The sequence below is a fragment of the Pseudoalteromonas sp. SM9913 genome, from assembly GCF_000184065.1.
In the GTDB taxonomy this organism is placed as follows: Bacteria; Pseudomonadota; Gammaproteobacteria; order Enterobacterales; family Alteromonadaceae; genus Pseudoalteromonas; species Pseudoalteromonas tetraodonis.
Window position 1 is genome coordinate 2,996,887 of record NC_014803.1, and the last position, 18,713, is coordinate 3,015,599.

General features: G+C 41.0%; 16 protein-coding genes and 1 tRNA gene. 2 read left to right on the forward strand and 15 right to left on the reverse strand.

The window, feature by feature from the left end:
* A complete protein-coding gene (locus tag PSM_RS13745) occupies positions 1–387 on the reverse strand; it encodes a hypothetical protein (RefSeq protein ID WP_013466017.1) in 387 nt (128 codons plus the stop codon).
* A 165-nt stretch (positions 388–552) separates the two neighbouring features.
* On the opposite strand from PSM_RS13745, the gene PSM_RS13750 reads away from it, so the two are divergent.
* Positions 553–628, forward strand: a tRNA-Ala gene (locus tag PSM_RS13750).
* A 179-nt stretch (positions 629–807) separates the two neighbouring features.
* On the opposite strand, the gene PSM_RS13755 is transcribed toward PSM_RS13750, so the two are convergent.
* Both PSM_RS13755 and proB read right to left on the reverse strand, forming a co-directional pair.
* Complete coding sequence (locus PSM_RS13755; RefSeq protein ID WP_013466018.1) at positions 808–2,055, reverse strand: glutamate-5-semialdehyde dehydrogenase; 1,248 nt, start codon at positions 2,053–2,055, stop codon at positions 808–810.
* The gene (gene proB, locus PSM_RS13760) at positions 2,052–3,158 is read right to left on the reverse strand and encodes a glutamate 5-kinase (RefSeq protein ID WP_013466019.1); all 1,107 of its coding nucleotides are present in this window, start codon (positions 3,156–3,158) and stop codon (positions 2,052–2,054) included. The genes PSM_RS13755 and proB overlap by 4 nt, the downstream gene beginning before the upstream one ends.
* 862 nt (positions 3,159–4,020) lie before the next feature.
* Between proB and PSM_RS13765 the strand changes: the two genes are divergently transcribed.
* Positions 4,021–5,880: a cation:proton antiporter gene (locus PSM_RS13765; protein ID WP_013466020.1), complete on the forward strand. Its 1,860-nt coding sequence runs from the start codon at positions 4,021–4,023 to the stop codon at positions 5,878–5,880.
* Positions 5,881–6,013: 133 nt separating this feature from the next.
* On the opposite strand, the gene PSM_RS13770 is transcribed toward PSM_RS13765, so the two are convergent.
* From PSM_RS13770 to accB, 12 genes are all read right to left on the reverse strand, one after another.
* The gene (locus PSM_RS13770; protein ID WP_013466021.1) at positions 6,014–6,652 is read right to left on the reverse strand and encodes a tetratricopeptide repeat protein; all 639 of its coding nucleotides are present in this window, start codon (positions 6,650–6,652) and stop codon (positions 6,014–6,016) included.
* 124 nt (positions 6,653–6,776) lie between these two features.
* The gene (locus tag PSM_RS13775; protein WP_013466022.1) at positions 6,777–8,090 is read right to left on the reverse strand and encodes an adenylosuccinate synthase; all 1,314 of its coding nucleotides are present in this window, start codon (positions 8,088–8,090) and stop codon (positions 6,777–6,779) included.
* 209 nt (positions 8,091–8,299) lie between these two features.
* Complete coding sequence (gene hflC / locus PSM_RS13780; RefSeq protein ID WP_013466023.1) at positions 8,300–9,178, reverse strand: protease modulator HflC; 879 nt, start codon at positions 9,176–9,178, stop codon at positions 8,300–8,302.
* Between the two features lie 5 nt (positions 9,179–9,183).
* Positions 9,184–10,353: an FtsH protease activity modulator HflK gene (hflK, locus tag PSM_RS13785; RefSeq protein ID WP_013466024.1), complete on the reverse strand. Its 1,170-nt coding sequence runs from the start codon at positions 10,351–10,353 to the stop codon at positions 9,184–9,186.
* A gap of 100 nt (positions 10,354–10,453) precedes the next feature.
* Positions 10,454–11,743, reverse strand: a complete 1,290-nt coding sequence (gene hflX, locus PSM_RS13790) for a ribosome rescue GTPase HflX (RefSeq protein WP_013466025.1) — start codon at positions 11,741–11,743, stop codon at positions 10,454–10,456.
* A gap of 16 nt (positions 11,744–11,759) precedes the next feature.
* Positions 11,760–12,023 (reverse strand): RNA chaperone Hfq, encoded by a 264-nt coding sequence (gene hfq, locus PSM_RS13795; protein ID WP_013466026.1) that lies wholly within the window; start codon positions 12,021–12,023, stop codon positions 11,760–11,762.
* An 81-nt stretch (positions 12,024–12,104) separates the two neighbouring features.
* Positions 12,105–13,022 carry a tRNA (adenosine(37)-N6)-dimethylallyltransferase MiaA gene (gene miaA / locus PSM_RS13800; RefSeq protein ID WP_024601935.1) on the reverse strand — a complete coding sequence of 306 codons (918 nt, stop codon included), beginning with the start codon at positions 13,020–13,022 and terminating at the stop codon, positions 12,105–12,107.
* Positions 13,023–13,032: 10 nt separating this feature from the next.
* A complete protein-coding gene (mutL, locus tag PSM_RS13805; protein ID WP_013466028.1) occupies positions 13,033–14,859 on the reverse strand; it encodes a DNA mismatch repair endonuclease MutL in 1,827 nt (608 codons plus the stop codon).
* Between the two features lie 29 nt (positions 14,860–14,888).
* Positions 14,889–16,232 carry an N-acetylmuramoyl-L-alanine amidase gene (locus PSM_RS13810; protein WP_016899733.1) on the reverse strand — a complete coding sequence of 448 codons (1,344 nt, stop codon included), beginning with the start codon at positions 16,230–16,232 and terminating at the stop codon, positions 14,889–14,891.
* A gap of 28 nt (positions 16,233–16,260) precedes the next feature.
* Positions 16,261–16,728 carry a tRNA (adenosine(37)-N6)-threonylcarbamoyltransferase complex ATPase subunit type 1 TsaE gene (gene tsaE, locus PSM_RS13815; protein WP_013466030.1) on the reverse strand — a complete coding sequence of 156 codons (468 nt, stop codon included), beginning with the start codon at positions 16,726–16,728 and terminating at the stop codon, positions 16,261–16,263.
* Positions 16,729–16,854: 126 nt separating this feature from the next.
* Complete coding sequence (gene accC / locus PSM_RS13820; RefSeq protein ID WP_013466031.1) at positions 16,855–18,195, reverse strand: acetyl-CoA carboxylase biotin carboxylase subunit; 1,341 nt, start codon at positions 18,193–18,195, stop codon at positions 16,855–16,857.
* 26 nt (positions 18,196–18,221) lie between these two features.
* Positions 18,222–18,683: an acetyl-CoA carboxylase biotin carboxyl carrier protein gene (gene accB, locus PSM_RS13825; RefSeq protein ID WP_013466032.1), complete on the reverse strand. Its 462-nt coding sequence runs from the start codon at positions 18,681–18,683 to the stop codon at positions 18,222–18,224.
* Positions 18,684–18,713 lie beyond the last annotated feature (30 nt).

Genomic DNA, 18,713 nt, shown 5'->3' on the forward strand with positions numbered 1-18,713 from the left:
TTACAAACAACGCCCTCTTAATTGCACACTTAAATCACGCCATAGTACTTCGTTTATTTCATGCTTATCTGCACAATAGTTACGCTGTGCTAGTTCTTTATTAAGAAACTCTACCGCTTGATCTTCTAATTGTAATTTTAAAACACTCGACTCTTCAAAATGCTCTTGCTCAGCAAAACGCTGAACATCACTGCGGGTTAGTTTTTTATTAATATTAATTTGCTCACGACTTTTAGCCTTTACAGAAACCACATAAGCAAAAAGCTTGTTACCTTGCTCATCAAGGGTGTCATAAAATTGTTTATTATTAATTTCGTAGGGCGGTTCATCTACTGAACTGGCACAACCAAAAAGGAAAATCATGAAAACTAACGCGTATTTTTTCATTATGTATTGTCGTTTTAGTAAATATTTAGCTCGAGTTTAACAAAAATTAGTTAAAACGGAAAAATTTGTGAAAAAATACTTGACCAAAAACGTAAAAATATTTAAAGTTCACCCCGCTTGAGACTCAGCACTTAAGCATTTACATTGTATGTAAATTAGGAATGTGGGGCTATAGCTCAGCTGGGAGAGCGCCTGCCTTGCACGCAGGAGGTCAGCAGTTCGATCCTGCTTAGCTCCACCACTTTCCTACTCTCTCCCCTAAGTAATATCCTTATTTTTATATTCTAAATAAATTTCTCTGTTGATAATTTTTGCCCTGTTTTAATCTTTATGTTTGCTTAGTTGTTTGATTTTGCTAAATCGAGATCAAAAATGCCGAGCAAAAGCCCGGCATTTTTATCGTTTATTAGGTTGGGTAAGTTATTCGCGAACTTGACCAACACCATTAACTAAATATTTCTCAGTTGTTAGTGACTCAAGCCCCATTGGACCATAAGCATGCAACTTAGTCGTTGCAATACCAATCTCGGCGCCTAAACCTAGTTGTGAGCCATCAGAGAAACGTGATGACGCATTAACCATAACAACCGATGCATCCACACTACGTTGGAATAACTCTGCCGCAGCATCGTTTTTAGTACAGATAACTTCGGTATGATTTGAGCCAAATTGAGCAATGTGCTCAACGGCTGCATCAAAGCTTGGCACTATACGAATAGCAATTTCTAAATCTAAATATTCTTCACCAAATTCGTTATCTGCAAGCACAGTGGCATTATCAAAATACTCAGCCGCTTTGGCATCGGCATTTATTTTTACGCCTTCTTGGCGAAGCACTACCGCGCACAGGTTTAAAAACTCATCAGCAACATCTTGGTGTACTACTAACCCTTCTAAGGCATTACATACGCCAGTACGTTGAGTTTTACCGTTAAGTAGTAGATTAAGTGCCACTTCTAAGTCTGCATCTTTATCTACGTATAAATGACACACGCCTTTAAAGTGCTGAATAACAGGAATTGTACTGTTTTCTGTTACATAGTTAATAAGCCCTTCACCGCCCCGTGGGATAATTAAATCAATACTGTCGCGTTGCTGCATTAATTCCATTAGTAAAGCACGGTCAGGATCTGGAATAACTGAAATTAGCGCCGTTGGCAAACCATGTTTAGTAAGCACGCTGTGCATTACACTAGCAATGGCTTGTGAGCTTTTAAGCGCTTCTTTACCACCGCGCAAAATAACACCATTACCCGACTTAAAGCACAATGCACCCGCGTCAGCCGTTACATTAGGTCGTGCTTCGTAAATCATACATACCACGCCCAGTGGTACACGCATTTTTCGAATTTTAATGCCATTTGGACGTTCAGTGATATCACGTAACTGGCCAACCGGATCATCAAGTGAAACAATCACTTCGATACCTTCAGCCATCGCTTCAATGCGCTCATCATTCAATGTTAAACGGTCTATCATTGACGCTGCTAAATTATTGTCACGCGCAGCGCTTAGGTCACTTTCGTTTTCTTTGATTATAAATTCTTTTTGATCTCTTAATGCCGCTGCCATATCGGTTAACACGTTGTTTTTAGTCTCGGTATTGAGTAAAGCAAGTGTATGTGCAGCTTTTGCTGCTTGGCGTGATATATCCGTAATTAAACTCATGACTTCTCCAATAATGCGATATCTTTTTCTGAAATAATTGGTCCAATTGAATCCTGCATTTTTTCGCTGAATTCACTCTGCTCGTTGTCTGCAATAAAGTTTAACAAGCAGCTACTGTAATTTGCTGTGGCTTTAGCTAAACGCGTACCATCTTCACTGCGAACTAAGATAGTATCGCCCACAGCAAACTCGCCATGTACTTCCTTGATCTCATCGCCTCGTAAACAGCCGTCTTCGCCTTCTAGTGAATCATCAAATGACCCATCGACAACCACTTCACCTTGTTCATTTGCGGTATGTGTCATCCAGTGAATAGAGTCTTGCATTGGTTTTTCATAAGGCAAGAACACACTACCTGGATTTTCGCCCGCTAATAAACGAGTAAAGGTTTCTTCTTTAAAGCCGTTAATAATATACGTTGCAATACCATGTGATGTGGCTTTTTCTGCCGCTTCAATCTTGGTTTTCATACCACCGGTGCCTACTGCACTGGTAGCACATCCTGCCATAGCATAAATAGAATCATCAATTGATTTTATTTCAGGCAATAATACGGCATCGTCATGCAAATTTGGGTTTTTGTCGTACAGCCCATCTACATCTGAAAAAATCATTAATGCGTCAGCGTCAGCGGCAGCTGCCACCATAGCTGATAAGTTATCGTTATCACCCACTTTTAAATCATCTGTTGTCACCGCATCATTTTCATTAATGATAGGTAGCACGCCGTGTTCTAACAAGGTAAATACAGTTTCACGAATACTTTGATAGCGCTCACGGTCACGTAGGTCACCATGAGTTAATAGTAGCTGCGCCGAAGGAAAATCAAAGAAACGATCCCACATGGCCATCATTTCTGTTTGCCCTGCTGCTGCCATGGCTTTTTTCATAACAACTGAGCGCGGCTTCTCTGATGGAAATAAATGCGAGCCTGCCGCTACAGAGCCTGATGACACTAAAATAACCTCTATACCACGTGCGCGACAGTGAACGATAAACTGTGCGATGGTTAACAAGTAGCGTGAACGACAGCCATCTTGATCGGGTGCAATTAAGGCACTGCCCACTTTAAGTACGATACGTCGCCAATTTAACTTTTGCATAAATGCTCAACTTTCCATTTTATTTGTATTCATCACACTGATGAATGAAACCAGGTCGCTATGTTTAAAACATAACGTCGAATTTGTTTATCATTGCCCACACTTTTTTTACACACGCGTACACCGTCTCTAAAACCATTGTTTTAAATTGAGATGCAAAAAATAAATAGTATTAACCCAATAAAATTGGATTGTACTAACTAAAAAAATATAAAGTGTTGTTTATGTATCGCTGTAAAAAGCTGTGTGCGGCTTTTTTATTAACAACATACATAGAGCCTCTTAAGTCTGGTACACCAACAGATAGGGTGATGACTTAAGGACCGAGATTTAACCGCCACGATGGGGATTAAATATTGAAAGGTAATAATTCAACTCAAACTTTAATTTATATGCGTTAAGCAAATAAACACCTTGAGCAAAACTATACCAAAGAGTTCGGTAAATGATATTTTATGTTCGAACATTATAAAACATCGCTGAAACAATCACTAAGAGAGTTAAGATGTTTATATCTAACACGTTTACTTACTTAAACAACAAACTTTATTAGATAACTAATTATTCGAACACGAAGTATAATACGTTAAAATAGCCGCTTAGATCAAGGCTAAAATTAAAGCTAAATAGGTGATAACAGACAAGGCATGCACATTTTGCAATAGATATCATAAAGTTAGACTACTATAAATGGTAATTATAGAGACTATAACTTTGATAACACTCTCACAAAAGACGTTAACACTAAATAAATAAACATTATTTATTAGCTAAATTTAATTTACACGTGTATACCCACTGTATTACTGGTTGGTAACCGTTATACTTTTAAACATTATTAAAATTAAGGAGTTTTTACTCTATGTCAGCAATTTATATAGCCGGTATTGCACTGTGTTCAGTGTTAGCCCAATGGGTCGCTTGGGCGTTTAGAGTACCCGCTATTCTGTTTTTATTGCTTACAGGGCTTTTATTAGGGCCATTTAGTGGCGTATTAGACCCTGATGCATTATTAGGTGATTTACTTTTTCCTGTGGTCTCTTTGAGTGTCGCTGTGATTTTATTTGAAGGGTCCTTAACTTTACATTTTCGAGAACTTAAAGGGATCAGTAAAGTCGTCAGAAACCTCTGCTCTATTGGTATGCTTACAACTTGTATTGTTATTAGTTTTAGCGCCTATTGGTTACTCGAGTTAAATTGGCGAGTTGCTGCAGTACTTGGCGCAGTGCTTGTTGTTACGGGGCCAACCGTTATTGCTCCATTACTTAACTCGATGCGACCTACCCAGGATATCGATCGTATTTTACGCTGGGAAGGCATAGTAATAGACCCCATTGGCGCTTTATTTGCAGTACTAGTGTTTGAAGCCGTAATGCTGGTTGGTCAGGGTGAAGTACTTAGCCATACTATCGTTGCACTGGTTAAAACCGTTGGCGTTGGTTTAAGCATTGGTGTGGTTTCGGGTTGGATCACGACGCAACTAATGCGCCGAGAATGGCTGCCATTTGAGCTACATAAGTTTGGTATTTTAGCGTTAGTGTTAATTAGCTTTTCTATTTCAAACCACATAAGCCATGAGTCAGGCTTACTGGCTGTGACGGTGTTTGGCATTTGGTTAGCTAATCAAGATGACTTGGAAATAGATTCGGTACTCGAGTTTAAAGAAGATTTGTCGATGATTTTAATCTCGACTTTATTTATTTTATTGGCCGCAAGACTACAACTCTCTGATTTAATGATGCTCGACAGCGACGTATTTATATTTTTAGCTATTGTGCTATTTATTGCGCGCCCATTGTGTATTGCTATTTCAACCTTTGGTACAGACTTACCGATGAAATCACGCCTAGTACTTGCTTGGATTGCACCTCGCGGTATTGTTGCAGCAGCCGTTGGTTCAGTATTTGCGCTGAGTATGATGGAAGCGGGAGTAGCCGATGCCGAAAAAATGGTGCCACTCATATTTACTGTTATTATTGTTACTGTGGTACTGCAAAGCTTAACGGCTATCCCTGTTGCGAAACTACTTGGAGTGCGTCAACCATCCCCTAATACTATTTTAATCATTGGTGCAAACCATGTATCGCGTGCAATTGCACGTGGCTTAAAAGAGCAAAATATTCCTGTTCATCTATCAGATCCTGCTTGGGAGAACTGTAGAATGGCGCGCATGGATGGCCTTCCTTGTTATTACGGTAACCCGCAATCGGAGCATGCTGAACGTTATTTACCTTTAACCACGATTCGCAGTGTTTTAGCGCTTTCACCTAATCGCCACCACAACGCATTAGGGGTGCAGTACTTCTCTCATTTATTAAATGAAAAAAATGTATTTTCACTACGTTCCTCTTCATCACATGCTAAAGCAAATAAAGACAGTGCGACGTTTTTATCACGACAAATTCTGTTTGGTGAAAACGGCGCATATGCACGCTTAAGCAGTGTTATTGCCAAAGGCGGTAAAGTGAGTGCAACACGTATATCTGAAGAGTTTAGCTGGCAGCAGTATTTAGAAATGAATCCTGAAGCGATCCCACTGTTTATTCTCAAAGGGGATAAAGACAGTGATGAAGACGCACCAGTGAAAATGAGGCCTTTTACCAGTGATATGGAAAAGCCACCACAAGAGGGTGAACGAGTAGTTGCATTGCAACCGCCTAAAATATCGCTATTAAAAGATCCGGCCAATAACAAAGCCAAAGACAATAAAAAAGATGAGTAATAACTAAAAAGCGAGAGTGCTAAAAAAAGCACTCTCACTTTTTTATTTACAAACCTAAACTCTGATTAAGAGATTTACTAACATATTAAATCATAGTCATAATTAGGTTTATTTTCTCTAGCTAGAGTTTAGGTTACATAGGTAAGCGCGCGCGGGTAACGACACTAGCTGGCATTTTTTCAGCAAGTTTAGTTAATGCTCGCTCTATTTTTTTATGTGTCGCTTTATCGGCTACCGTGGTGTTAAACAGCCAACGATAAGCATCTTCAAAGTCTCTTGGACTACCATAGCCTTGATTAAACAAGCCCACTAATCGTAATTGCGCTTTTAAGTTACCTTGCGCTGAGGCCTCACGGAGGTAGGTTATTGCCATGGCTTTGTCTTTTTGGACTAACTGCCCAACATCGTAATAGCGACCTAGCTGCTCTAATGCTGCCGCTAAGCCCTGCTCAGCCGCTTTTTTCATGTAATACACACCTAAAGCTACATCACGCTCAACACACACCTTGTAGGCGAGCATATCACCGTATAAAAATTGATACGACGGCAATGCCATTTTATTGGCTCGCGCTTCTATATCTTGCACTAACTGGCAATTATCTGCCTTCACGCGGGCTAGATGAGTGTTCTCATTAATTAAAGCTATTAACTCAGATTCAGTATACAGCGGCACAGCTGCAGGGCTTTCTTCAGCTAAGCTATTGCTTATATTAAATAAAGAAAGTGTAAGTAGTGATAATGACCACACTGAGCAACGAGAAGATAAACGCATATTAACCACTTTAAAAATAAACTTACCAAATAATATACAAAGATCGTTCCACTATTAATAGGTATGCTTTTTTATAGACATAAAAAAAGCTGCACATGGCAGCTTCTTTTCAACATAAACCCAATTATGCAAATGGGCTACGAAGTATCATGGTTTCAACACGATCTGGACCTGTAGAGATAATATCAACAGGGACGCCCGTGATTTCTTCAATACGTTTAATGTAATCAATTGCTGCTTTAGGTAAACCTTCAATCGATGTTACACCCACGGTATTTTCAGACCAACCAGGCATTTCTTCGTATACTGGTGTTACTTTATCGTAACCTTCAGCCGCTAATGGCGTAACGTTAGTCACAGTACCATCTTCAAGCTTATAACCAGTACAGATTTTAAGTGTTTCTAAACCGTCTAAAACGTCAAGTTTAGTTAAACAAAATCCTGAAATGCTGTTAATTTGAACTGCACGGCGCATAGCCACTGCATCTAACCAGCCAGTACGACGTAAACGACCAGTAGTAGCACCAAACTCATGACCTTTGTCACCTAAATGCTTACCTACTGGGTCTTGTTTTTCAAGGCCATCGTAAAGCTCTGTAGGAAAAGGACCTGAACCTACACGTGTTGTGTACGCTTTAATGATACCTAGTACATAATCAAGGTGTAATGGGCCAAAACCCGCACCTGTAGCAACGCCACCAGCAGTAGTGTTTGAAGATGTAACATAAGGGTAAGTACCGTGATCGATATCAAGTAATGTACCTTGTGCACCTTCAAATAAGATGTTGTCACCGGCGTTACGCGTTTGATCTAAAAGCTCAGTTACATCAACTACCATTGCTTTTAAGATGTCAGCAACAGCCATTGCGTCATCAAACGTTTTTTGAAAATCTACTGCATCTACTTTGTAGTAGTTCACTAATGTGAAGTTGTGGTATTCCAATACTTCTTTTAACTTAGTAGCAAATAATTCAGGATTGAATAAATCGCCAACACGTAAACCACGACGTGCTACTTTATCTTCATACGCTGGACCGATACCACGACCCGTTGTACCGATTGGTTTATCGCCACGCGCTGTTTCGCGAGCTACATCTAATGCAACATGGAAAGGCAATATTAGCGGACATGCTTCACTGATTAAAAGACGTTCGCGTACTGGTACGCCACGCTCTTCAAGCATGCCAATTTCTTTCATTAGCGCTTCTGGTGATAAAACAACACCATTACCAATCACACATTTAACATTGTCACGTAATACACCCGATGGAATAAGGTGTAGAACTGTCTTTTCACCGTCGATCACTAAGGTATGGCCAGCGTTATGACCACCTTGATAACGAACTACTAAAGATGCTTTATCTGTAAGGAGGTCAACTACCTTACCCTTACCTTCGTCACCCCATTGGGTGCCTAGTACAACAACGTTTTTACCCATTGCAAATTCACTTAGAGAAAATTAGGACGAGATTTTACCAGAAAACTAAAGCAAAGTTCACCCCGTTTAGCTTATTTTTTCCTCGTGCCCTTAGTAAACATCAGTGTTTAGCTAATAATCACATAAATAACAGTGATTTATAAGATTAAAATTCAGATAACAAAAAGCCCTGCAATTGCAGGGCTTTTTAAATTTAACTAAAGCTGTGATTACTGAGCTTTCGCGCCTTTCATGTATTGGAAGAAGTCGCTATCCGGTGATAACACCATCACGTCTTGCTTTCCTTTGAAAGTTTGCTTGTAAGCTTCTAAAGAGCGAACAAAGCTAAAGAACTCAGGGTCTTTATTATAAGCACTAGCGTAAATCGCAGCAGCATCAGCATCGCCTTGACCACGAACAGAACGCGCATTACGTTCTGCATCAGCAAGCATTACTGTTACTCGGCGGTCAACACCTGCACGAATCGTCTCTGCTTTTTCCTGACCTTCAGAACGGTGCTCTTTAGCAACGGCAGTACGCTCAGCACGCATACGTTGGTAAATAGAGCTACTCACCTCTTGAGGTAAGTTAATTTGCTTAACACGTACATCAAGTACTTCAATACCCAGCTCACTAGCACTTTCAGAGGCTTGTACTAACGCTTCTTCCATCAGCTCGCTACGTTCACCCGATACAATTTCACGAATAGTACGAGTACCAAAGTTAGTACGTAGGCCATTATTTACTTTTTGCTTAAGCAGTGTTTCAGCGTATTGCTTATCACCACGTGCACGCAGGTAAAAAGAGCTAAAGTCGTTAACACGCCATTTTACAAACGAATCAACAATTAAGTCTTTTTTCTCGCTAGTTACAAAGCGATCCGGTGTGCCATCTAGCGTTTGAATACGCGCATCAATGCGGCGCACTTGGCTAAAAAATGGCACTTTTAGATGTAGACCTGGACCATAAACTACCGCTTGATCATCGCTGTCTTTTTGTACTTTACTAAATAAAAGTACAATCGCCTTTTGGCCTTCAGAAACCACAAATACTGACGAGAAACACATTACAATGGCAGCTAATAGGATTACTAAACTAAAGTTTTTCATTATGCTTATCTCCCGTCGTTGAAGCGATCATTGTTAAAGCGATCATTACCACTATTAACAGTGCTGTTACGTGACGTATTTACCTTGTTACGTAAATCGTTAATATCGCTTGAGCTAGGTAAAGCAACGCGTGTTGATGAACCCTGTTTTTCCATGATTTTATCAAGTGGTAAATACATCATGTTGTTACCGCCCTTAACGTCAACCAATATTTTAGAGCTATTACCTAATACTTCTTGCATTGCGTCTATGTATAAACGCTCGCGTGTTACTTCTTTAGCTGCTTGGTATTCTGGAAGTAATTTCTCAAAACGAGCCACTTCACCTTGCGCTTCTAAAGTAATACGCTCTTGGTAACCTTCAGCCTCTTGCGTCATACGCGTTACTTGACCACGCGCACGCGGTTCAATTTCACGGGCATACGCTTCGGCTTCACGAATAAAGCGTTGTTCATCCTCTTGGGCTGCAATTGCATCATCAAACGCATCTTTAACTTCCATTGGCGGACGTGAATCCTTGAAGTTAACGTCAGTTACGATTAAACCTAAGTTATAAGGTTCGATGATTTGATTTAGCTCATCCCAGGTATTTTGACGCACAACTTCACGGCCGTTAGTCAGTACTTGGTCCATTTTTGAATGACCAACAACATAACGCAGTGCACTATCTAATGCTTCTTCAAGGCTGCTGTCAGCGTTAGTGACACTAAACTTGTATAAGTATGGGTCGATTACTCGATACTGTACTTCAAACTCAACGCTTACTACGTTTTCATCTTCAGTTAGCATAAAGCCTGATGCTGATAACGAACGAACAGCTTCGATATCGACTGGAATAACCGTCTCAACAAAGGTCATTTTCCAACGCAAGCCTGGATCTGCAATTCGGTCAAACTTACCAAATTGAAGAACGACACCGCGTTCAGCTTCTTTCACCGTATAAATACCGCTTAACGCCCACACAATGGCAGCGATAATAAGTACAAATGAAATACCGGCTCCGCCAAGTCCACCGCCGCTACCATTGCCGGATTTTTTACCGCCAAATAAGCCGTTAAACTTGTTACTGAATTTACGGAACACCTCGTCTAAATCAGGTGGGCCTTGATCACGTCCGCCTTTGTTATTCCACGGATCTTTGTCATTGCCATTATTACCCGGTTCATTCCAGGCCATAGCTATACTCCATTGTTATCTAAATAAATTCGGAAATTGTGTTAAATCTAACAAATCTTATGCATTTCTTATACTAAAACCGACATTAATCTTTCAGTTTTTAGTCGCAGCTAATAAAACTTTCAATCTCTGGGCCAAAATCTTTAATCAAACGATTCCACTCAATCATAGGTAATCGCACATCTAGCAACCAATTACCTTGCTCATCAAAACGTTCGTTATGTACTGCACTTAAGTTAAATAAAGATGCTCTTAAACGTCCATACTGAGGAGCCAGTATTAAAGTTTCACTCAACATCTTTTTAGCTAGTAGGTCACTAATAGCCTCACTTAGCAGCTCGCAACCTTCACCTGTTTTTGCTGATAACCATACCCTTATAGGTTGGCCTTCGTCATCGCGATCAATACGTGGGGTTACATCATCCAGCGCATCAATTTTGTTGTATACAAGTAATTGCGGTACATCATCAGCTTCAATTTCTTTGAGTACTTCTTGTACCTGTTCAATATTTTCTTTTCGACGAGGGTCGGCTACATCTATCACGTGTAATTGTAAATCAGCCTCTCGCGTTTCTGTCAGCGTTGCTTTAAATGCAGCCACTAAGTCATGCGGTAAGTGGCGAATAAACCCTACAGTATCCGCTAAAATAACCGAACCAACATCGCCAATATCTAATTTGCGTAAGGTTGGGTCTAGTGTTGCAAACAACTGATCAGCGGCATACACATCAGAATTTGTAATACGGTTAAATAAGGTTGATTTACCCGCATTAGTATAGCCCACTAAAGAAACCGTTGGGATCTCATTACGAGTACGTGCTCGTCTACCTTGCTCACGTTGTACGCCAACTTTAGCCAAACGGGCGCGTATATTTTTAATACGTGCACGTAATAAACGTCGATCGGTTTCTAACTGCGTTTCACCAGGACCACGTAAACCAATACCGCCTTTTTGGCGTTCAAGGTGGGTCCAACCTCGGATTAAACGAGTCGACATATGACGAAGCTGCGCTAACTCAACTTGAAGTTTACCTTCGTGAGTACGTGCGCGCTGAGCAAAAATATCGAGGATAAGTGTGGTTCTATCAAGCACCCGACATTGGCAAACACGCTCTAAATTACGTTCTTGAGACGGACTTAACTGATGGTTAAAAATGACAACATCGGCATTGTGGATTTTGACAATTTCAGCTATTTCTTCTGCTTTGCCGGTACCGACAAATAGCTTCGGATGTGGTGCTTGACGGCTGCCTTGCACAACCGCCAAACTACTAACACCAGCAGAAGATACCAACATTTCTAATTCGTGGAGATCTTCACGATCCCCCTCTTTAGGTAAGTCGATATGGACTAAAATTGCCTGTTCGCCAGATTCATAGCGGTCAAACAAGCATTACGCTCCTAATTTAAAAGTTTCCAGCTTCAGGTTCTTCAGTGTCTTCATTTCCCTGAACACCTTGGAAGTTGACTGCGCGTGCAGGTACAACTGTAGAAATTGCATGTTTATACACCATTTGGTTAACAGTGTTTTCCAGCAAAATTACAAATTGGTCAAATGACTGAATTTTACCTTGTAATTTTATGCCATTTACCAAAAAAATTGATACTGGAATGCGCTCACGGCGTAGTGCATTTAAAAATGGGTCTTGTAACGATTGGCCTTTTGCCATGTTATTATTCCTTCGTTCTAGGTGTTATTATAATTAAGTGGCTGAACTGATTTAACAAAGATAAATTTTGTTCAACTACTACTAGCTTAGCGAACTTACTACACGATGCAAGTTTTCTTCATCACCTGTTGTTAACCATGTAACATCAGGCCAGCTTCTTAACCACGTTAATTGACGTTTAGCCAATTGACGTGTGGCTGCAATGCCGCGAAAAATCATTTCATCATGATCAATTTCACCCGCAAGGTAATCCCACATCTGTCTATAACCTACACAACGAATAGAAGGCATATTGGGATGTAAATCCTCACGTAGATATAGGGTCGAAACTTCTTTTTCAAACCCCTGTTCAATCATTATTTTAAACCTTTCTTCAATTCGATGATGTAATTCACTGCGATCATCGGGTGCAATTGCAAATTGATGAAAAGTATAGGGTAATGCTGGCTGCTTTTGCTTTTGCAATTCAGTCATCGTTTTACCTGTTATACGGTAAACTTCCAAAGCACGATTAATTCGCTGCGAATCATTTTCACTCATCTTTTGTGCGGCTTGCGGATCAACTTTAACCAGCTCTTTGTATAAATAAGGCCAGCCATGCTCTTTAGCTTGTGTTTCTAGTTCGGCTCTAACGTCTGCATCGGCCTCAGGTAATGGCGACAACCCATCAATTAGCGCTTTGAAGTACATCATTGTACCTCCAACCAATACAGGCACTTTACCTTGTTGATGAAATTTATCAATTTTTTCTATAGCATCACGTCTAAAATCAGCAACCGAATACGTTTCACTCGGATCAAGTAAGTCAATTAAATGATGTGGGGCACGAGCTAATTCGTCGGCATCAGGCTTAGCCGTACCAATATCCATACCTTTATAAACAAGCGCAGAATCAACGCTAATAATCTCAGTATTTAAATACTCACACAGTGAAATTGCCAATGCTGTTTTACCAGCAGCGGTTGGGCCCATTAAAAATATGACCGGTAAATTACTCAACACGAATACCTTAATTAAATTGCGTTAGATAAGAGTTTAGATCTATTTTAACTGCTTTTTCTCGCAAGCGTTCAATTGTTTGCGGATTATTTTGTAAGCGCGCTTGCTGCTCTAAAAAGGCATTGCTCGCATAGAACCGTGCGGGAATTATATTTACCTGCCATCGTAGCCATTCATCAATACTTGCTAACTGAGCCTTACATCCCTCAAGCAATGCATCTATTGCAGCACTTACATCTAATAAGTACAGACTTGTAGGCAACTTCTTTACCATAACAAACTGCTTTTCTATTAATAACTCAAAACCTAGTAAGGTAAACCAAGACTGCTGAGCAGCAAGAAGCGCCGTGTCTTGTTTTGATACGTTGACACGCACAGGCAATAGGAGTGCTTTACCTTCAAGGCTGCCGTGCTCTTTTATTTGTGTATGCCAATCATCCGCTAATGCGTATTTAAAGTGTGAACAATAAAGTTGATTTTCATTATTGAACACGCAAACGCCCTTTTCAATGCTTATTATATCGACAGTGCGCAGTGCTGTATCTGATACTTGCGTCTCATTAGGTTGTAGAAATGCTGACGCAGTATCAAAGTGCTGCGCTTGTTGCTCATTCACGCCCTGATAAAACGCATTCACATCATGGTAATTTTGGCTTTCAGCACGCACCTGTCTACCCCCACCTTGACGACTGCCACTATAAGAGGCACTACTTGTAGATGGCGAATGACTTGGTTGTAATGACGACTTAGGATAATCAAAAAGTTCACTACTGGAAGTGTGTTCTTGGTTAAACGATGTAACTGGTGAATGATGAGCGTGAGCGGCTGGCGAATTAACAAACTCAGCTTGAAGTGGCACCACAACTTGTTTAATAGCTTGTAAAATAAAGTCATGTACCAAACGACCTTGATGAAAACGTACCTCATGCTTTGCCGGGTGCACGTTAACATCCACTTGGCGTGGGTCTATATCTATGTAAATCACAAATCCGGGAAGTTCTTGCTCGCCACTGACCTCTTCAAATGCTTGACGAATAGCATGCAGAATAAGTTTGTCGCGCATCATACGATTATTGACATAGGTATACTGAGTAGTATTAGCCGATCCAACTGGCAATACCCAACCGTGTAGTTGCAACCCAGCCTCACCCGATTGAATATGCAATCCTTGCTCAGCAAACGCTTTACCCGCCACTTGTGCGACTCGCGTAATCGCTTGAGCGGGATCAGTTTTAGCGCGATACTGGCGCACCACTTTTTCATTATGGGTTAATGTAATTGATACATCAAAACGGCTCAGCGCAATACGCTTTATAAGCTCATCAATATGACTAAATTCGGTTTTTTCAGTGCGTAAAAACTTACGTCTTGCTGGGGTGTTAAAAAATAAATCTTTAACTTCAATTGTGGTACCGCTAGGGTGAGCAACCGGCTTTACCTCTACGGCCATATCTCGGCCTTGTGCAAAGGCTTGCCAAGCAGCTTCTTGATTTTCGGGTTTAGAGCTTAAGGTTAAGCGAGATACCGAACTAATAGATGCTAAGGCTTCCCCCCTAAAACCAAGAGAACAAATATTTTCTAGGTCGTCTAGGGACTTTAGTTTACTGGTTGCATGGCGGGAGAGCGCTAATGTGAGCTCATCCTTTGCAATACCCGCTCCATTGTCGCGAATACGAATTAACTTGTGGCCCCCGCGTTCAATATCTATTTGAATACGTGTCGCGCCTGCATCAAGGCTGTTTTCTACTAACTCTTTAACCACCGATGCGGGACGCTCAACAACTTCACCCGCCGCAATTTGGTTTGCTAAGCGCGCAGGTAATATTTCAATACTCATAACAACCTTAAATGTGTGCGCTTTTAAAATTAACTCTGAGGAATATCAAGTTCCTGACCAATAAATAGCGTATTTGAACTGAGCTTATTAACTTGTTTTATTTTACTGATACTCACGCCATATCGACCTGCCAACATGCTCAGTGACTCACCAGGGCGTACTTTATGTTTTGTTGGGTATTGAGACTTTAATGACGCAAACAGTGAGTCGTCAGGCGGGTTACGTAAATAGTAATTTTTAATTGAGGTAAACATGGCTTTAGCTAAGCGCTCTTGATGATTGGCACTTTTAAGCAGTCGCTCTTCACGTGGATTAGAGATAAACCCAGTTTCAACCAAAATAGACGGAATATCTGGCGACTTTAACACTGCAAGGCTGGCATGTTGCGGCTCTTTTTTATGAAGTTTAGCCACCTTTCGTAGCTCTTTAACTACTTCCTCAGCCACATTTAAGCCGGTTTTCATGGAGTGATCCATCGACATATCAAGCAAGGCTTGAGCTAAGTACTTTTCATTTGCAGCATCTTTAATTACATCGGCAGCACCGCCAAGTAACTCAGAGTGTTTTTCTTTATCCTCAATCCATTTACCAATTTCTGAATTGGCACGTCGCAGCGACAACACCCATACAGAAGCACCATTTGGCCCAGGGCTGGTAAACGCATCTGCATGAATAGAAACAAAAAAGTCTGCTTTTTTCTGACGTGCGCGGTTGGTACGTGTATTGAGTTTTACAAAGTAATCGCCACTGCGAACCATACGCGAAATCATGCCTCGCTCAGCATCAATCATCCGCTCTAAACGCTTGGCAATTTGCAGTGTAATGTCTTTTTCGTAAGTGCCTGTCGGGCCAATGGAGCCAGGGTCTTCACCGCCATGCCCTGCATCAATAGCAATTACAATATCGCGCTCTTGGCTTAATTGGCGTTTTTTAGCCGCCGTTTGCGCAGGGGTAATTGCACCTTTAGCTTGGCTTTTATCGTATAAATCTACCACCAATCTATTTTTATAAGGGCCTGTGGGGGCTAGTGCAAATATAACCGGTTTAACTGGCCCATTTAATTCAAACACTAAACGCACGCTGTGGTTATTTTTAGGTTTTGAGTAACGTAACTTACTAACAATTTGGTGTTTTGGTGGCACACCTGGCAATGTTTTCAACTCATCAGTGTTTTCTAAATCAACCACTAAACGGCTTGGATTTTTTAGCATAAAGTAGCTGAAATCGGGTTTATCGTCGAGATCAAACACCACCCGGGTGCTATCAGGGGATGGCCAGACACGCACACTATTAATAGTGTTTTGCGCCCACAATGGCAAGCTCACTGTAAAAACCATGAGGTAAATAAAAAGTTTAACTAAACCACGACTCATTTTGATAATCACTGCCTTAACTATTTTATTATCTATTATTTAGTTTTTCGACAATTGCTACACCACGCTCACTCGCACTGTTAATAACAATTTTACGCTCATCACCTACATAACTTAGCGTAGCATTTAGATCGGGAACAGGAATAAATTCTCCGCCTTTTTCCGGCCACTCAACAATACAAGTTGCCGTTTCTGAAAAATAATCACGAATTCCCATAAATTCAAGCTCTTCTGGGTCACCTAATCGGTATAAGTCAAAATGATAGACATTGCCACGCACAAGCTCGTAAGGTTCAACAAGTGTATAAGTGGGACTTTTAACCTTACCTGTATGACCAAAACCTTGCACTATACCGCGAGTAAATGTCGTTTTACCGGCCCCCAAATCACCATGCAAATAAATAACTGCGCCCTGTTCTATTATGGCAGCTAATTTATTACCCATAGCAACAGTGGCATTTTCATCGACTAAATGAAAATCAAAACTACACGACATGATTACCTCAAAATTTACGAAAAGCGCATATTTGTTAATCATACCAGATTATTTATTTAAGGTGATACTGCCTCTTTTTTAAAGATAAAAAAACCGGCCTGAGCCGGTTTTTAATTAGCATGAACTTTACAGCCCTAATTTCTTCTCAAGGTAGTGGATATTTGTACCACCGTTTTTGAAGTTTTCATCTGCAAGAATGCGTTTATGCAATGGCGTATTCGTTTTAATACCGTCGATTACCAGCTCATTGAGTGCATTACGAGCACGGGCAATAGCAACATCACGGTTTTCACCGTAAGTGATCAGCTTACCAATCATAGAATCGTAATGTGGCGGTACCGTGTAATCAGCATAAATATGGCTGTCCCAACGAATACCTAAACCACCAGCTGGATGAAAGCGGGTGATTTTACCTGGCGATGGAATAAAGGTTTCAGGGTCTTCAGCATTAATACGACACTCAATAGCGTGGCCACGAATAACAACGTCGTCTTGAGTGAATGATAATGGCTGACCAGCGGCAATTTTTAGCTGCTCTTTGATTAAATCCACACCGGTAACCATTTCAGTCACTGGGTGTTCAACCTGAATACGGGTATTCATTTCAATGAAGTAAAACTCGCCGTTTTCGTATAAAAACTCAAACGTACCTGCACCACGATAACCAATTTCGATACATGCACGTGTACAACGCTCACCAATGAACTTACGTACTTCTGCAGTAATCCCTGGTGCTGGCGCCTCTTCCACTACTTTTTGGTGGCGACGTTGCATTGAACAATCACGCTCACCTAGATGAACCGCGTTACCTTGACCATCGGCCAATACTTGTACTTCAATGTGGCGTGGGTTTTCAAGGAATTTTTCCATGTAAACCATGCTGTTGCCAAAGAACTGCTTAGCTTCTTGCTGCGTAAGCGCAATCGAGTTGATTAACTCAGCCTCGTTGCGTACAACACGCATACCACGACCACCGCCGCCGCCAGCTGCTTTAATAATTACCGGGTAACCAATACGCTTCGCAATTTGCATGTTGCGTTCTTTATCATCCGATACCGGACCATCAGAACCTGGCACACATGGAACACCGGCTTTACGCATCGCTTCGATAGCTGATACTTTGTCCCCCATTAGGCGAATAGTGTCGCCACGAGGACCAATAAATACAAAGCCACTTTGCTCAACTTGGTCGGCAAAGTCGGCATTTTCAGCAAGAAAACCATAACCTGGGTGAATAGCGACCGCATCAGTTATTTCAGCTGCGGCAATAATGCGTGGAATGTCTAAGTAACTTTCAGTTGCTGCTGGTTTACCAATACAGATGGTTTCATCTGCTAGTAATACGTGCTTAAGATCGCGATCCGCCGTTGAATGCACAGCAACCGTTTTGATCCCAAGCTCTTTGCAGGCGCGCAATATACGAAGTGCAATTTCACCTCGGTTTGCAATGACTACTTTATCTAACATGAGAGTTGGCCTTTTACGTTGCGCTATTATTCAATGATGAATAAAGGTTGATCAAATTCTACTGGCTCGCCGTTTTCTACTAAAATAGCTTTTACTGTACCGGCTTTATCTGACTCAATTTGGTTCATCATTTTCATTGCTTCAACGATACATAATGTGTCGCCAACTTTAACCTGTGAACCGACTTCAACATATGCTGGCGCTTCTGGAGAAGCTGCTGCGTAAAAAGAACCTACCATAGGTGATTTAACTTGGTGTCCTGTAGGACCTGCCGCTGGTACTTCAGACTCTGCTACAGGTGCTGCTGGTGCAACCGCAGGAGCGGGTGCTGGAGCATATTGCTGTGGAGCAAATTGCGCGTACGCAGGACCGGCACTCATGTTGTTACGGTTAATACGTACTGATTCTTCACCTTCAGTGATTTCTAGTTCTGCAATACCTGATTCTTCTACTAATTCAATTAGTTTTTTGATCTTGCGAATATCCATAAACGACCCGCCTATTAGTTTGTTAGTTTA

Excerpts from the sequence above, each read along its gene's own strand:
- PSM_RS13775 (WP_013466022.1), bottom strand. The coding sequence starts at position 8,090 with ATGGGTAAAAACGTTGTTGTACTAGGCACCCAATGGGGTGACGAAGGT.
- hfq (WP_013466026.1), bottom strand. The coding sequence starts at position 12,023 with ATGGCAAAAGGCCAATCGTTACAAGACCCATTTTTAAATGCACTACGC.
- tsaE (WP_013466030.1), bottom strand. The coding sequence starts at position 16,728 with ATGTCGTGTAGTTTTGATTTTCATTTAGTCGATGAAAATGCCACTGTT.
- accB (WP_013466032.1), bottom strand. The coding sequence starts at position 18,683 with ATGGATATTCGCAAGATCAAAAAACTAATTGAATTAGTAGAAGAATCA.
- accC (WP_013466031.1), bottom strand. The coding sequence starts at position 18,195 with ATGTTAGATAAAGTAGTCATTGCAAACCGAGGTGAAATTGCACTTCGT.
- PSM_RS13770 (WP_013466021.1), bottom strand. The coding sequence starts at position 6,652 with ATGCGTTTATCTTCTCGTTGCTCAGTGTGGTCATTATCACTACTTACA.
- PSM_RS13810 (WP_016899733.1), bottom strand. The coding sequence starts at position 16,232 with ATGAGTCGTGGTTTAGTTAAACTTTTTATTTACCTCATGGTTTTTACA.
- hflK (WP_013466024.1), bottom strand. The coding sequence starts at position 10,353 with ATGGCCTGGAATGAACCGGGTAATAATGGCAATGACAAAGATCCGTGG.
- PSM_RS13755 (WP_013466018.1), bottom strand. The coding sequence starts at position 2,055 with ATGAGTTTAATTACGGATATATCACGCCAAGCAGCAAAAGCTGCACAT.
- hflC (WP_013466023.1), bottom strand. The coding sequence starts at position 9,178 with ATGAAAAACTTTAGTTTAGTAATCCTATTAGCTGCCATTGTAATGTGT.
- mutL (WP_013466028.1), bottom strand. The coding sequence starts at position 14,859 with ATGAGTATTGAAATATTACCTGCGCGCTTAGCAAACCAAATTGCGGCG.
- PSM_RS13745 (WP_013466017.1), bottom strand. The coding sequence starts at position 387 with ATGAAAAAATACGCGTTAGTTTTCATGATTTTCCTTTTTGGTTGTGCC.
- PSM_RS13765 (WP_013466020.1), top strand. The coding sequence starts at position 4,021 with ATGTCAGCAATTTATATAGCCGGTATTGCACTGTGTTCAGTGTTAGCC.
- proB (WP_013466019.1), bottom strand. The coding sequence starts at position 3,158 with ATGCAAAAGTTAAATTGGCGACGTATCGTACTTAAAGTGGGCAGTGCC.